The sequence below is a fragment of the Rhizobium sp. GW821-FHT14E12 genome, assembly GCF_058803745.1.
In genome coordinates, this window is record NZ_JBXAPH010000001.1 from 1513673 (window position 1) to 1527913 (window position 14241).

The 14241-nt window shown below is 61.0% G+C and carries 13 protein-coding genes; 4 read left to right on the top strand and 9 right to left on the bottom strand.

What is annotated here, in order from left to right:
• Nucleotides 1–60: 60 nt before the first annotated feature.
• From AC1RO0_RS07445 to trhO, 3 genes are all read left to right on the top strand, one after another.
• Nucleotides 61–546 carry a CYTH domain-containing protein gene (locus AC1RO0_RS07445; protein WP_498592220.1) on the top strand — a complete coding sequence of 162 codons (486 nt, stop codon included), beginning with the start codon at nucleotides 61–63 and terminating at the stop codon, nucleotides 544–546.
• Complete coding sequence (locus AC1RO0_RS07450) at nucleotides 524–1432, top strand: CHAD domain-containing protein (RefSeq protein ID WP_498592221.1); 909 nt, start codon at nucleotides 524–526, stop codon at nucleotides 1430–1432. The genes AC1RO0_RS07445 and AC1RO0_RS07450 overlap by 23 nt, the downstream gene beginning before the upstream one ends.
• 236 nt (nucleotides 1433–1668) lie before the next feature.
• On the top strand, nucleotides 1669–2613 hold the full coding sequence (trhO, locus tag AC1RO0_RS07455; protein ID WP_371108916.1) for an oxygen-dependent tRNA uridine(34) hydroxylase TrhO: 945 nt from the start codon (nucleotides 1669–1671) through the stop codon (nucleotides 2611–2613).
• Between the two features lie 33 nt (nucleotides 2614–2646).
• Here trhO and AC1RO0_RS07460 read toward each other — a convergent pair whose 3' ends face one another.
• The 4 genes from AC1RO0_RS07460 to AC1RO0_RS07475 all read right to left on the bottom strand — a co-directional run bounded on the left by AC1RO0_RS07460 (nucleotide 2647) and on the right by AC1RO0_RS07475 (nucleotide 7349).
• The gene (locus AC1RO0_RS07460) at nucleotides 2647–4863 is read right to left on the bottom strand and encodes a bifunctional diguanylate cyclase/phosphodiesterase (RefSeq protein ID WP_498592222.1); all 2217 of its coding nucleotides are present in this window, start codon (nucleotides 4861–4863) and stop codon (nucleotides 2647–2649) included.
• A 107-nt stretch (nucleotides 4864–4970) separates the two neighbouring features.
• Entirely contained in the window at nucleotides 4971–5516 is a 546-nt protein-coding gene (locus AC1RO0_RS07465; protein ID WP_498592396.1) for an NADPH-dependent FMN reductase, read from the bottom strand.
• A 168-nt stretch (nucleotides 5517–5684) separates the two neighbouring features.
• The gene (locus AC1RO0_RS07470) at nucleotides 5685–7058 is read right to left on the bottom strand and encodes a GH1 family beta-glucosidase (RefSeq protein WP_498592223.1); all 1374 of its coding nucleotides are present in this window, start codon (nucleotides 7056–7058) and stop codon (nucleotides 5685–5687) included.
• A gap of 39 nt (nucleotides 7059–7097) precedes the next feature.
• Nucleotides 7098–7349, bottom strand: coding sequence for a hypothetical protein (locus tag AC1RO0_RS07475; RefSeq protein WP_498592405.1), 252 nt, complete (start codon nucleotides 7347–7349; stop codon nucleotides 7098–7100).
• Between AC1RO0_RS07475 and AC1RO0_RS07480 the strand changes: the two genes are divergently transcribed.
• Nucleotides 7317–7721, top strand: coding sequence for a DoxX family protein (locus AC1RO0_RS07480; protein WP_498592224.1), 405 nt, complete (start codon nucleotides 7317–7319; stop codon nucleotides 7719–7721). The two genes, AC1RO0_RS07475 and AC1RO0_RS07480, sit on opposite strands and share 33 nt — an antisense overlap.
• Before the next feature lie 52 nt (nucleotides 7722–7773).
• Here the strand turns inward: AC1RO0_RS07480 and AC1RO0_RS07485 are convergent, their stop codons facing one another.
• The 5 genes from AC1RO0_RS07485 to AC1RO0_RS07505 all read right to left on the bottom strand — a co-directional run bounded on the left by AC1RO0_RS07485 (nucleotide 7774) and on the right by AC1RO0_RS07505 (nucleotide 14076).
• Entirely contained in the window at nucleotides 7774–8961 is a 1188-nt protein-coding gene (locus AC1RO0_RS07485) for a Gfo/Idh/MocA family protein (protein WP_498592225.1), read from the bottom strand.
• Nucleotides 8962–9155: 194 nt separating this feature from the next.
• A complete protein-coding gene (locus AC1RO0_RS07490; protein ID WP_498592226.1) occupies nucleotides 9156–10208 on the bottom strand; it encodes a sugar phosphate isomerase/epimerase family protein in 1053 nt (350 codons plus the stop codon).
• A gap of 260 nt (nucleotides 10209–10468) precedes the next feature.
• Nucleotides 10469–11416 (bottom strand): substrate-binding domain-containing protein, encoded by a 948-nt coding sequence (locus AC1RO0_RS07495; protein ID WP_498592227.1) that lies wholly within the window; start codon nucleotides 11414–11416, stop codon nucleotides 10469–10471.
• A gap of 65 nt (nucleotides 11417–11481) precedes the next feature.
• Complete coding sequence (locus tag AC1RO0_RS07500) at nucleotides 11482–12495, bottom strand: ABC transporter permease (RefSeq protein WP_498592397.1); 1014 nt, start codon at nucleotides 12493–12495, stop codon at nucleotides 11482–11484.
• 57 nt (nucleotides 12496–12552) lie between these two features.
• On the bottom strand, nucleotides 12553–14076 hold the full coding sequence (locus AC1RO0_RS07505) for a sugar ABC transporter ATP-binding protein (protein WP_498592228.1): 1524 nt from the start codon (nucleotides 14074–14076) through the stop codon (nucleotides 12553–12555).
• Between the last annotated feature and the right edge of the window lie 165 nt (nucleotides 14077–14241).

Genomic DNA, 14241 nt, shown 5'->3' on the forward strand with positions numbered 1-14241 from the left:
AAAACCCGAAAACTTCCGTTAGTCTATCTGGATATGATGCTGACGGAGCATGTCGAGCATATGGCAAAAGAGATCGAGCGAAAGTTTCTGGTCCGTGGAGATCGCTGGCGCGAGCTTGCTTCCGAGAAGCTCATCCTGCGGCAAGCCTATGTCGCCACCATGGATGATCGTTCCGTACGGGTACGGCTGACCAACGACACCATCGCGACCTTGACGATGAAGATCGGCAAGGCGATGACGCGTGACGAGTTCGAATATGAGATCCCTGTCGGCGACGCCGAAGAGCTGCTCGGTAATGCCATCGGCCTCGTCATCGAGAAAACCCGCTATAAGGTGCCTCACAAGGGTTTCGTCTGGGAAGTCGACGTCTTTCGCGGCGTGCATCGCGGCCTGGTGGTCGCCGAGGTCGAGCTGGAGAACGAAAGCGACGATCCGGAATTGCCGGATTGGATCGGCCGCGAGGTGACCGGCGAATATCGCTATTCCAACCAGGCGCTCGCGACGCAGTTCGAACAGGAATACGATGAGTTATCGCATTCGGCCTGACAAGGCCTTCGATGACGAAGTCTACGCCGTCGCGGCGCAGCAGCTCGGCAAGGCGATCGCGGCACTGACCGATCGGCCGCAAGGATTGCACGAGGCGGTGCATCGGGCACGCAAGCATATCAAGCGGGTGCGTGCACTCTACCGGCTTATCGCCCGGCGAGCACCGGAGTTCCAGCGACGGGAAAACGACAGGCTGCGGGAGATGGCGCGGACGCTCTCCGGTGTTCGCGACGCCACCGCCCTGATCGAGGCCAGCCACTATCTGCACGAAACGGCGACCACCAAAGACGAGATCAAGGCGCTTGCCCGCATCACGAAGGTGCTCACAGCGCGGCGCGATCGCTTGTCGGAGGCCGAAACCGATCTTGAGGACAAGGCGAAGGCAGCGATTGCCACCTGCCACGATGCACTGGGGGCGCTGAAAGCCGCTTCGTTCGACAGCGGCCGACGAGAGACCGCCCGCCTCTTTCAAAAGAGCTGGCAAAGGACCGGCCGCAAGGCAAAGCAGGCACTCTCCGAATGCCATGCCGAAGCCCATGCCGACCAGTTCCATGACCTGCGCAAACGCAGCCAGGATTGCTGGATGCATCATGCATTGCTGCGCGATGTCTGGCCCGCAGCGATGCACGCGAAACAACTCGAAGCCAAAGCGCTGGTCGATATACTCGGCCGTTATCTCGATCTGTCGATGCTATCGGACGTCACCGACCGCGAACCGCATCTCTTCGACAGTAGCGACGACCGCGCACGCCTGCTGGAGGCCATCATCTCCCGCCAGCAAACCGCCCGTCAGGAAGCGCTCGCCAAAGCCCGCTGGGTCTTCGCCGACGAGCCGGAACGCGAGGCGCGGACGATCAAGCGGCTGTGGCTGGAGGCGGGAGATTGAGGCTGGCGAGAGTTGGAGGCCCCACCCGCCCCCGTGCTTCGAGACGGCCCTGCGGTCCTCCTCAGCATAAGGGCTGATCTTTTTCACCGGGCCTGTCGCCACGTTTGTTGCCCCGAGCGCGAAAGTCACTCCACCCTCATCCTGAGCCCGTCGAAGGACGAGGATGGCCCGATGGGGAAACCTCGAGATTAAGAATCCCGATTGCCTGACGGCGCACAAAATTGTATTTCCCCGGCATGACGGACATTCTTTCGACCTCACGACACGAGGCAGGTGGCGCATTTCTCGTTGCGGCCCTTTATCATTTCGTTTCCATCCCGCGCTTCGAAAGCCTGCGGGAGCCCTTGCTTGCGCTCTGCGAGGCGAACGGAGTCAAGGGGACGCTGCTACTCGCCCATGAGGGCATCAACGGCACCATCGCCGGCACGGATGCGGGCATCGGCGCGGTGCTCTCCTTCCTGCGCGCCCAGCCGGAATTTGCCGGCCTGGAGCACAAGGAAAGCCGGGCGTCGAAAATGCCATTCGTGCGTATGAAGGTGAAGCTGAAGAAAGAGATCGTCACCATGGGAGTCGAGAATATCGACCCCACCAAGGTCGTCGGCACCTATGTCGCGCCCAAGGACTGGAACGCGCTGATCTCCGACCCCGACACCATCGTCATCGACACGCGCAACGATTACGAGACCGCAATCGGTCTGTTCAAGGGCGCGGTCGATCCGAAGACCAAGACCTTCCGCGAATTTCCGGAATGGGTCCGCCAGAACGAGGGCCTGCACAACAAGCCGAAGATCGCCATGTATTGCACCGGCGGCATCCGCTGCGAAAAGGCGACCGCCTTCATGAAGGAACAAGGTTTCGACGAGGTCTTTCATTTGAAGGGCGGCATCCTGAAATATCTCGAGGAAGTGCCCGCCGAGGAAAGCCTGTGGGAAGGCGCCTGCTTCGTCTTCGACGAGCGCGTCTCCGTCGAGCATGGTCTGAAGGAAGGCAATCACAAGCTCTGCCATGCCTGCCGCCAGCCGATCACAGCGGAAGAGATCACTTCGCCCTTCTATGAAGCCGGCGTTTCGTGCAGCCATTGCTATCACGAGCGCAGCGAGGAAGATCGCGAACGTTACCGCGAGCGCCAGCGCCAGATCGCTCTCGCCCGCAAGCGCGGCCACGAGCATATCGGCGGCTGATTTTCGAGAAAATCTGTGAAAAGCTGAGCTGTTCTAGGCGGCGGTATCGCGTTCCCTGTCCGGGACACAGGCCGTTTGCGCCGCCAAGCGCCTGCTGATTTCGGCTTCCGGCATCGGCTTGCCGAAGAAATAACCCTGCAGCTCGTCGCAGCCGAAGAGTTTCAACGCCATCCCCTGCTCTTCCGTCTCGATGCCTTCCGCCGTCACCGGCAAATCGAGCGAACGCGCCAGCGCCACCGTCGCCTGCAGCATGTCGCGAGAGCGGCTGTCCGTCAGCACATCCATGGTCAGCGACCGGTCGATCTTGATGCGGTCGAAACCGAATTGGCGGAGATAGCCGATCGAGGAGAAGCCGGAGCCGAAGTCATCCAGCGCCACCTTGACGCCGAGCCTCTTCAGCCGCTCGATCGACTGGCGGGTGCGCTCCGGATTCTGGATCATGTAGCCCTCGGTGATCTCCAGCGTGACGCGCTCGGCTTCGATCTCCGCATCCTTCAGGACGTGCCGCACATAGTCGGTGAAGGCGGGATTGCGGAATTGCCCCGGTGAAACATTGACGGCAATCCGCAGATCCGGCCATTGCCGTGCCGCGGCACAAGCCTTGCGGAGCACGAGCAGCCCCAGCGCCTCGATCAGGCCGCTGGTTTCAGCAATGGGAATGAAAGCATCCGGCGAGACCGGCCCGTGACCGGGTCTGTTCCAGCGCACCAGCGCTTCGACACCAGTAATCTCATGGCTCACCGCATCGACCAGCGGCTGATAGGCAACGGTCAGCTCTTGTCTGTCGATGGCATTGCGCAGATCGAGCTCCAGCGCGTTGCGCTCCTCGCGATCGGTATCCATGGCCGTCTCGTAGCAGATCATGCGGGCACGGCCGGCTTCCTTGGCCTTGTACATGGCGAGATCGGCGCGGCGCACCAGTTCCTCGCGGTCGATCCGGCCCTCCGGCGAGCTGGCAATACCGATGCTGGCGCCGACGACGATCACGCGACGGCCGATCTCCAGCGGCTCGGAAAAGAAATCCAGCACCTGTTCGGCAAGTCGTAGCGCCGGCGCGTGGTTCAGCTCCTTGGACGGAAACGCAATCGCGAACTCGTCGCCGCCGAGCCGCGACAGCGTCGCGTTCGGCGGGATCAGCACATTCAGCCCAGCAGCGACGGAGCGGATCAACTGATCGCCGGTGCCGTGGCCATAGGCGTCGTTGATCTCCTTGAAGCCGTCGAGGTCGAGATAGAGCAGAAGCACATTGCTGCCGTCGGCGCGGGCGCTGTCGACCAGCCGATCGACATCAAGGCGCAGCCCTTCGCGATTGAGAAGACCGCTCAGGCGGTCGCGCAGCGAACCCTGGCGCGCCAACACCTCCTCCGCCCGCAGCCGGCGCCCCGCCAGCGATCCCAGGATCAGCAGTACCAGGAAGAACATGCCGACGAGGCCGAGAGCGCCGAGCACAAGCGGACGCGCTTGCTGGTAGCTCGTGTCGCCCGGTCCGCGCGAATTCCAGACCAATCGCCCGAGCGACTTGCCGAGCGGATCGACGATCGAAACGGCGTAGCGTGCCTGGGTGTCCGGCGGCACCAGGCGCAGCCCGCTGATGATATAGGTATGGGAGAGCATCTTAAGCTTGGCGGCATCGAGATGCCGGGCAAAGATCAGGTAGCGACGCTTGCCCTCTGGCACGGGGATGCGGCCGGATGTCTCGCGGATCGTCGCCACGCCGACAGCCGCGATACCCCTTGAGGTCGTCACATAGCCGCTCGCCTCCGGCTCGCCGGTTATCCTCATCTTGCGCACCTGATCAACGAGAGCCCAGATCGAGGCATCGAAGAAATTCCCCGCCCCCTCGGCCATCGGCTTTCCGTCCCGATAGGCAATGATCGGCTTGTTGGCGTCATCGACCACCAGCGCCGTATCGAACAGGGTGCCATCGGAGGTCATTTCGCCATAATTGCCGATGATCCATTCCTGGCCGTCTTCCGCATAGACATGTTCGGCGGCGGCGTCCCGCGCCGCGTAATCATGCAGCGTCGCGTCGAGCTGGCCTTCGAAGGTCTTCAGTGCCCCCGCCGTGGTTTCCCACGAGCGTTCGTCGTCCAGCTTGTTGGAATAATCCGCAACGCGGCTGATCGCCGTCAGCACCATCAGCGTGACCACGGTGACGACCAGGGCGAATGAAAACAAAACGGCCGTCACGATGGAATGACGACCGAGCTGCTTGCTCCGCCCGAATGACCTGAAAACTGCTCCCAACATGCTTCTCCTTGCGTGGCGAAGTCTGCCGTCAGGTCTTCAAGAAACGGTTAAAGCGAGCCTATGATTCTTACAGGAAAGGGTTGTATTTTTATCGCCATGGTGGTCGATCAAGCAGCGGCGAGGATCGCCTGCGCAAAACGATCAAGAGCAGCTCCGAGTGCGCCGCTTTTCTGCGCCTCTACAAGGATCGCCGCCTGCGCCTCATCGCTCTTGCCAGCAAGCGAAACGCGCAAAAAAGCTTCCGGCACGATGCGGAGCGACATGGTTTGCAGCACGTCCGTTAGTTGCTCCAGCACAAGATCGCCGCGATGCGAGGCATGCGCGAACATCAGCGGCTTGAACGGCACCTCATCGCGCGACACCAGCCAATCCAGCGCATTCTTGAACCCGCCGGGAATGCCATGGGCATATTCCGGGCATGAGACAATCAGCCCGTCGGCATCGCGGATCTTCTCCGCAAAAGCTGCGACAATGGCAGGTGTCCCGTCGCCCTCGTCATCCGGATTGAAGATCGGCAGCTCACCGATGAAATCGCAGATCTCGATGGAAACGCCATCGGGCGATGCCCCGCGCAAAGCCTCCAGCAGCCTGCGGCTGGTCGAAGCCTGCCGTAAGCTGCCGCAGAGAGCATAGAGGGAGAGCGAATGCCGGATCATATTTGAGATTTATCAGGCACCGTCGATTCGGGCGATAGCCACCCTCCCCTCGATGGCGAGGGTCGGACCAAAGGTCCGGGGTGGGGTGACCATTGCGGGTACCGAGCGCCACCCCCACCCGCCGCTTTGCGGCGACCTCCTCCTCAAGAGGGAGGTAGAACCATGTCAATCCGCCTTGTGGTTCCCCTTCGGGAACTGAGCGGCGAGCTCTCTATACCATTTGCCGCTCTTCTTCACCGTGCGTACCTGCGTCTCGTAATCGACATGCACGAGGCCGAAACGCATGCGGTATCCCTCAGCCCATTCGAAATTGTCCATCAGGCTCCAGGCGAAATAACCGCGCATCGGATAGCCGTCCTTGATCAGGTCGGCGACGATGCCGAGATGCTCGACGTAGTAATCGAGACGTGGCTGATCATCGACCTCGCCGTTGACGATTCCCATGTTGTAGCAGGCACCGTTCTCGGTGATGTAGCATTCCGGCAGCTCATAGCGCTTGTTGAGATCCTCGACGACGTGCTTCAAGCCCGGCGCATAGATTTCCCAGCCGATGTCGGTCTTTGCGGCGCTGACCGGCGGTGCTTCCTTCGTCCAGGGGAAATCACCGCTCTTCGTCGCATCGTCGAAAACACGGTTCGGTGTGTAGTAGTTCAAGCCCCACCAATCGAGCTTCTGGTTGATGGTCTTCAGATCGCCATCCTCGACCTTGGGCATCCGGTCGCCGAGCGCCTCGACGAATTCCTTCGGATATTCGCCCTTGAAGATCGGATCGAAGAAGGCGCCGTTGTGGAACTGATGGGCGCGCTCGACCGCAGCCTTGTCCTCGGTGCTGTCCGAGGCCGGCAGGATCGAGGCGGCGTTCAGCACGATGCCGACAGGCACCTTCGGCGCTTCTGCGCGGATCGCCTCGACGGCAAGACCGTGCGCGAGGTTCATATAGTGCATGGCGTAAAGCGCCGCCTGCATGTTGCGTTCGCCCGGCGCATGGATGCCGTAGAGGTGGCTCAGCCAGACGATGCACCAGGGCTCGTTGAAGGTGGCGACGGAATCGAGACGGTCGCCTAGGCGGGCCATGACGGTCTTGGCATAACGCTGGAAGGCATGCGCCGTCGACCGCGCCGTCCAGCCGCCGTCACCGGCGAGCGTCAGCGGCAGGTCCCAGTGATAGAGCGTCGCGAAGGTCTTGATGCCGCGCGCCTTGCAGCCGTCGACTAGACGATCGTAGAAATCGAGACCGGCTTCGTTCACCGGGCCAGTGCCGTCGGGGATGATGCGCGGCCAGGCGATCGAGAAGCGATAGGCCTCGACGCCCATATCCTTGATCAGGTCGAGATCCTGTTCGAGCCGATTGTAGTGATCGCAGGCGACATCGCCGTTATCGCGGTGATAGACGTGGCCGGGCATGTTGGCAAAGGCATCCCAGATCGACGGCTTGCGGCCATCTGCCTTGGTGGCGCCTTCGATCTGGAAGGCCGCGGTGGCAACGCCAAAGGTGAAATCGCCGGGGAAGCGGTCTGCAAGAAGCTTCGGATCGATCATGATGAAAATCCCGTCTGTTGTGGCTTCGTTGACGGCGGTTTAGCCAAGCCGAATGGCAAAGTACAGCGTCGGCCGAAGAAAAACTGCAACGTTGCAGCCAATGAAATTGAGCCGGCTACCGGCCTCCCGCAACCATCGGTCGGCTATCTCCGCATACACTTCAGCGTGGCCGATAACGCCAATGTCAACAGTCGTGACTTGTCTTTCCGGCTTCGACCAATTGGAAGTAGCAAACATATCCCATGTGAAAGGAATCAAATGCTTCCAGCGATCCATACCTTGCAGCCCCATCTGCTGAGCCTCCTGCGCATCGTCTCCTCGCTCGTGCTGTTCAGCTATGGAACACAGAAGATCCTGCATTTTCCGGCAGCTGCAAACGTGCCGGCCACAGGCTCCCTGCCCTGGATTGCTGGCCTGCTCGAACTCACTCTCGGCTTCCTTGTTCTGATCGGCTTCCAGACGCGCATTGCCGCCTTCGTACTATCGGGCCTGATGGCTTTCGCCTATTTCATGCGCCATGCGCCGCAGAGCTTTTACCCGGCGCAGAATGGCGGCGTCTCGGCGATCCTGTTTTGCTTCATCTTTCTCTATCTGGTCGGCGCAGGCGCCGGACCCTTCAGCATCGACGCGCTGACCAAGCGTAAGCAAGCGGTCACTGCTTGAACGAAGATCTGTCCCGAGGCAGCGACCTGCGCTGCCTCGGAATGTCTCGGTCTTAGACCTTGACCCAGGCGCCGTTGCGCTTCGAGGAAGCAACGCAGGCCTCGACGAAAGCAACACCCTTCACGCCGTCATCGACGGTCGGATAAATGACGGCCGGATCGACCGCCACGCCCTTCTTTGCGGCGTTGATGGCACGCGCGGCTTCGGTGTAGATCGTCGCGAAGGCTTCCAGATAACCTTCCGGGTGACCCGACGGGATGCGCGAGACGCGGGCAGCCGCAGCGCCCGAACCAGCGCCATTGCGGGTGATCAGCCGCTTCTGTTCGCCGAATGGCGTGTACCAAAGATAGTTGGGGTCAGCCTGCGTCCATTCGATGCCGCCCTTGGTGCCGTAGACCCTGAGCTTCAGGCCGTTCTCATGACCCGGCGCCACCTGGCTGCACCAGAGCATGCCCTTGGCCGGCTTTTCCGAACCCTTGGCCTTGAAGCGCAACAGCAGATGGGCGTTATCATCAAGACGGCGGCCTTCGACGAAGCTGTCGAGATCGGCGGCGAGGCTGTCCAGTTCCAGACCGGTGACGAAGGAGGCGAGATTATAGGCATGCGTGCCGATATCGCCGGTCGAGCCGCCAGCGCCGGATTGCGACGGGTCGGTCCGCCACGCTGCCTGCTTCTGTCCGGATTGCTCGATATTTTCCGTCAGCCAATCCTGCGGATATTCCGCCTGCACGATGCGGATATCGCCGAGCTCACCATTGGCGATCATCTCGCGCGCCTGCCGGATCATCGGATAGCCGGTGTAGTTATGCGTCAGGATGAACAGCGCACCGCTTTCATCCGCCACCTTCTTCAGCTTCTTGGCATCGGCGAGATTGGAGGTCAGCGGCTTGTCGCAGATGACGTGGATGCCACGGCGGAGAAATTCCTTGGCGGCGTCATAGTGCACATGGTTCGGCGTGACGATCGAAACAGCCTCGATGCCGTTCTTCAGCTTGGCTTCACGGATCGCCATGTCGCGGTAGCTGGCATAGGTGCGGGAGGGATCGAGACCGAGATCGCGGCCCGAGGCCGCTGCCTTTTCCGGCGAGGACGACAGCGCGCCGGCGACAAGATCGAACTGGTCGTCAATGCGTGCGGCGATGCGGTGCACCGCACCGATAAAGGCGCCAGCGCCTCCGCCCACCATGCCAAGCCGAATGCGCGGCTCGCGCGTCTGTTCCGATGATCCTTCGATTGCCATAGGTTCCTCCTGGGAAATTTGAATTGAACTTCCCTTCTCCCCAGCGGGGAAAAGGTGGCCCGAAGGGTCGGATGAGGGGGAATCTCAGCAGACACTGCCTTTCGCTTGTCGCTCAAGGCACTCGTCGCGACGCTCCTCGTCCCCCTCATCTGTCCTTCGGACATCTTCTCTCCGCTGGGGAGAAGAGAGAGTGTTTACAGCCCCAGCATGCGCCGGTTGGCAGCCTGATCCGTGCCGCTGCCGGCAAAGTCGTCGAAGGCCTTTTCGGTGACGCGGATGATGTGCGACTTGACGAATTCGGCGCCCTCGCGCGCGCCGTCTTCGGGATGCTTCAGCGCGCATTCCCATTCGACCACGGCCCAGCCATCAAAATTGTTGGCCGTCATCTTCGAGAACACCGCGCCGAAATCGACCTGGCCGTCGCCGAGCGAACGGAAGCGGCCGGCGCGCTCGACCCAGCCCTGATAGCCGCCATAGACACCCTGCCGACCCGTCGGATTGAATTCCGCGTCCTTGACGTGGAACATCTTGATCCGGTCCTTGTAGATGTCGATGTTGTCGAGATAATCGAGGCACTGCAGGACGTAGTGCGAGGGGTCATAGAGCATATTGGCGCGCGGATGGTTCTTCACGCGCTCGAGGAACATCTCGAAGGTGATGCCGTCATGCAGGTCTTCGCCCGGATGGATCTCGTAGCAGACATCGACGCCATTTTCGTCGGCATGATTGAGGATCGGCGTCCAGCGGCGGGCAAGTTCGTCGAAGGCCGTTTCGACCAGTCCGGCCGGACGCTGCGGCCACGGATAGATGAACGGCCAGGCGAGGGCGCCGGAGAAGGTCGCATGCGCCTTGATGCCGAGATGCTTCGACGCCGTCAGCGCCATCTTTACTTGCTCGACGGCCCATTCTTGCCGCGCCTTCGGATTGCCGCGCACTTCCGGCGCCGCGAAACCGTCGAAGGCCTCGTCATAGGCCGGATGAACGGCGACGAGCTGGCCCTGCAGATGGGTCGAAAGCTCGGTGACCTCGACGCCGTTGGCACGGGCAACGCCGGCGAATTCGTCGCAATAATCCTTGGAAGAAGCCGCCTTCCTCAGGTCGATGAGCTCGCCCGCCCAGGTCGGCACCTGCACGCCGACATAGCCGGCATCGGCCGCCCATTTCGTGATTGAATCCCATGAGTTGAACGGCGCTGTGTCGCCTGCAAATTGTCCGAGAAACAGGCCGGGGCCTTTGATCGTCTTCATGCGTAATTCCTCCCTGATCGCGTTCTGTAAACGTTTCCGATCCATTTTAACGCCCAGTTCCAGATGAACAAGGCGCAATTTCCTCGAAAAACAATAGGGCCGTCCGGCCGAAAGTCGAATGCATCGCGACCTAATCATGGCCCGTCGCAGACGGCAAGAGGTACGTGCCGCAAAAATCGTCGCGCCGCGCTAAACTCTTTGGCGGAACGCATAAAAAACGCCCGCCGGAACCGGCGGGCGCATCTGTCCAAATCAGCCGATCAGAACGGCGAATCGGGGAAGTAGAAATCCTTGGCATTGTCCTTGGTGACCAGGGTCGCGTCCAGGATATAGGTGCCACGAACCGGGACCTGATCGTAGAAGTGAGCAGCGGTCAATTCCATGGCAGTGCCGACCATCGCCGGCGGATAGAGCACATCGACCGGGATCAGCTTGTCGCCATCCATGACCTTCTTGATCATATCCTTCGAGCCGGCGCCGGCCACGACATACTTGATGTCGGTGCGCTTGGCCTGCTCGATCGCCTGCAATACGCCGACGGCCATATCGTCATCCTGGCACCAGACGACGTCGATCTTCGGGAACTTCGTCAGATAGTCCTGCATGACCTTGAAGGCGTCGTCGCGGTTCCAGTTGCCATACTGGCGGTCGAGTACCTTGACGTTCGAGCCGGCGATGCCCTTGTCGAAACCGTCCTGGCGCTGCTGATCGATCGGGATCGGCAGCCCGCGGATAATGACGACCTGCGCATCCGGCGTCGTCGCCTTGATATATTCGCCTGCAGTCTGGCCGAGCGCCGGATTATTACCGGCGACATAGAGGTCGCGCACGGAATTGTCGTTGTTGCTCGGCGCACGGTCGACGAGCGTCACGAACTTGCCCTTGTCCTTGACTTCCTTGATGGCGTTGACCAGCGGATCCGGGTCAGACGGCAGGATCACGAGGGCGTCGATGCCCTGGGTCTCGAGGTCCTGCACCGCATTGGCCTGGCTTGCCGCATCCGGAGACGTCTTGACGATGACGGTGAGCCCCGGATGCTCCGCCATCAACAGCTTGGCGACGCGCTCGGCATGAAAGACGACGCCCGAGGTCCAGCCATGGTCGGCGGCTGGAATGGAAACGCCGATGGTTACCTTCTTGTCCTCGGCATGCACCGTGCCGGCCAGAGCCGCCATCACGATCGCCAAACCAAATAGTCTTTTACGCATGTTTTATCCTCCCAGATAGAGACAGGGCCTTGTCATAAGAACCGGGCGCCCCCTGACCCGGTTATTCACGATTTGCGCGCAAGCGAACGCTGAACCAGCATGGCGATGATGATGATCGCGCCCTGGATGGCGCTCAGCAGATACTCGCTGATGAAATTGGACAGCAGCATGATGTTGCCGACGAGTTCGAGAATGAACGCCCCACAGATCGTGCCCCATACCCTGCCCGCACCGCCCTTCAACGCCGTACCGCCGACGACGACGGCGGTGATCGCCTGAAGCTCCCAGAGAATGCCCGTCGTTGCCGATGTCGAACCAAGCCGCGGCACATAGAGAAGCACGGCAATCGCCACACACAGGCCCTGGATGACGAAAGCGACCGTGCGGACGCGATTGACCGCCACACCGGAATAACGCGCAACGTCACGATTGGAGCCGACAGCGATGACATGCCGCCCGTAGCGGGTGCGATAGAGAATGAAGGCCGCAACACAGGTGACGGCAAGGATGACTACGATCGGAATCGGCACACCGAGCACGGAGCCGTAATAGGCGGGCTTGTAGAGCGCCTGCACCTCGGCCGAGCGCAGGGTGATCGCGCCGCCCTGCGACAACCATGTCGTCAAGCCGCGATAGACACCCATGGTGCCCAAGGTCGCGATGAACGGCTCGATCTTGCCCATGGTCGTGATGAGACCATTGGCGAGGCCGCACAGGACACCGGCGACGATCGCGAACAACGCAGCGGCCGCCAGCATCAGGGTTGGATCTGCAATGACGCCCGAGTTCATCAGGAGGATCATCAGGCTGGCGACGAAGGCGACCATCGCACCGACCGACAAATCGAGATCGCCCGCCGAGATGACGAAAGTCGCTCCCACGGCGATGATCGCGATAAAGGCGCATCTCGTCGCGACATTGGTAAGATTGGTCATGCCGATGAAATTCGGATTGACCAAGGCGCCGACGATCAAAAGCAGCAACAGCGCTGCAAACGGTGCCACGGCCCGCAGATCGACATCCCGCCAGGACCGACCCCGTCGGCCGGTCTTCTCGCTGCTATCCTCGCCAACACTCATATCCAAAACCAACCTCCCGCCCCATTATTCCTGGGAATTCGCCCGTATTTTGCCGCCTCAGGCAGCAGTCTTTTTCTTCAGGCCGGCCGCGTAGCGCATGATCTCCTGCTCGGAGATCTCCTCGCCTTCGAGCACGCCGACGATCCGGCCTTCGCGCATCACGGCAACCCGCGTGCACAGCCCTATGACCTCAGGCATCTCCGAGGAGACCACGATGATCGAGTGGCCGTCGCGCGCCAGCGCCGAAATGAAATGATAGATCTGCTGCTTCGTGCCGACGTCGATGCCGCGGGTCGGCTCGTCGATGATGATGATCTGCGGCTCGGTCTCCATGACCTTTGCCAGAAGCAATTTCTGCTGATTGCCGCCCGACATGCGGCCGGCGACGATATTGCCGTCACGCACGCGGATATCGAAACGGCGGCGTGCTCGCGCCAAGGCATTCGCTTCGCTTGCAGCGCTGAGATAGCCGAACTTGCCGTGCCGATCGAGGGATTGCAGGGTAAGGTTTGCCGTCATCCCCGAATTCAGAAGCAGGCCCTTGGATTTCCGATCCTTGGTCATATAGGCAAGGCCGGAGCCGATCGCGGCGTGAACATCATGCGCCGGCACGGATTGCCCGTTGACGATGACGTCGCCGGCAAGGCGCGAGCGCAGACCGACGATGGCCTCCATCAGCTCGGTGCGCCCGGAGCCGATCATACCGGAAAAACCGAGGATCTCGCCCTTGCGCAGCTCGAAGCTGGCGTCACGAACATAGCCCGTCGATACGGATTTCACGGCGAGCACGACTTCTTCATCGACATCGGGCTCATGCTTGGCGGGATAGAGGCTGGATAGCTCGCGCCCGACCATCAGCTGGGCAATCGATTCACCGTCAAGCAGCGACGTCGGCGATGTCTTCACCCATTGGCCGTCGCGCAGCACCGTGACCCGGTCCGTCAGCTCCATGACCTCGTCGAGCTTGTGGGAGACGAACACGAAGCTCGTCCCCTGGTCGCGCAGCTTGCGCACCTGCTTGAACAGGAAATTGGTTTCCTCCCGCGACAGCACGGCGGTCGGTTCGTCCATAAAGACGATCCGCGCGTCGCGGCTGATCGCCTTGGCGATCTCGACCATCTGCTTGTCGGCGATGGAAAGCGTGCCGATCATGGCATTCTCGTCGACATGCGAACCGAGCAGATCGAGGACGCGCCGCGTTTCCGCCCGCATATGCTTGCGGTCAAGCACGCCGAAACGCGTAACCTCGCGGCCGAGAAACAGGCTCTCGGTGACGGTCAGATGTTCGGCAAGATTGAATTCCTGATGGATGATGACGATGCCGAGCGCTTCGGCGGCGCCATTCGGCGGCAGCTTCACCGGCTTGCCGTCGAGCAGGATCTCGCCGGAGCTTGGCTGCTCGAAACCGGAGAGAACCTTGACGAGCGTCGACTTGCCGGCGCCGTTCTCACCCATGAGTGCATGGATCTCGCCGGCCCGTAGATCGAAATTGACGCTGAACAGAACCTGCACGCCACTGAAGGACTTGCAAATCCTCCTCGCGGACAGCACCACAGCGCCGTCGACGGCCTCCGAACCCATCACTTCCTCCCTGTGGCTCCACCCACTTTCCATGCTATGTAAACCTTTACATATGGAGTGTAAAGGTTTACATCGTTGGTTATTGCACAAATCTTCAAGGTCGCCTTTGACCTCCACCGAAGTCTGTGTAGTGTCCGGTCCGAGACGAGACCCAAGGCAGAGCGC

Coding starts and splice junctions, on each gene's coding strand:
- trhO (WP_371108916.1), top strand. CDS start 1,669: ATGACGGACATTCTTTCGACCTCACGACACGAGGCAGGTGGCGCATTT.
- AC1RO0_RS07445 (WP_498592220.1), top strand. CDS start 61: ATGGCAAAAGAGATCGAGCGAAAGTTTCTGGTCCGTGGAGATCGCTGG.
- AC1RO0_RS07480 (WP_498592224.1), top strand. CDS start 7,317: ATGCTTCCAGCGATCCATACCTTGCAGCCCCATCTGCTGAGCCTCCTG.
- AC1RO0_RS07470 (WP_498592223.1), bottom strand. CDS start 7,058: ATGATCGATCCGAAGCTTCTTGCAGACCGCTTCCCCGGCGATTTCACC.
- AC1RO0_RS07500 (WP_498592397.1), bottom strand. CDS start 12,495: ATGAGTGTTGGCGAGGATAGCAGCGAGAAGACCGGCCGACGGGGTCGG.
- AC1RO0_RS07485 (WP_498592225.1), bottom strand. CDS start 8,961: ATGGCAATCGAAGGATCATCGGAACAGACGCGCGAGCCGCGCATTCGG.
- AC1RO0_RS07460 (WP_498592222.1), bottom strand. CDS start 4,863: ATGTTGGGAGCAGTTTTCAGGTCATTCGGGCGGAGCAAGCAGCTCGGT.
- AC1RO0_RS07495 (WP_498592227.1), bottom strand. CDS start 11,416: ATGCGTAAAAGACTATTTGGTTTGGCGATCGTGATGGCGGCTCTGGCC.
- AC1RO0_RS07450 (WP_498592221.1), top strand. CDS start 524: ATGAGTTATCGCATTCGGCCTGACAAGGCCTTCGATGACGAAGTCTAC.
- AC1RO0_RS07475 (WP_498592405.1), bottom strand. CDS start 7,349: ATGGGGCTGCAAGGTATGGATCGCTGGAAGCATTTGATTCCTTTCACA.
- AC1RO0_RS07505 (WP_498592228.1), bottom strand. CDS start 14,076: ATGGGTTCGGAGGCCGTCGACGGCGCTGTGGTGCTGTCCGCGAGGAGG.
- AC1RO0_RS07490 (WP_498592226.1), bottom strand. CDS start 10,208: ATGAAGACGATCAAAGGCCCCGGCCTGTTTCTCGGACAATTTGCAGGC.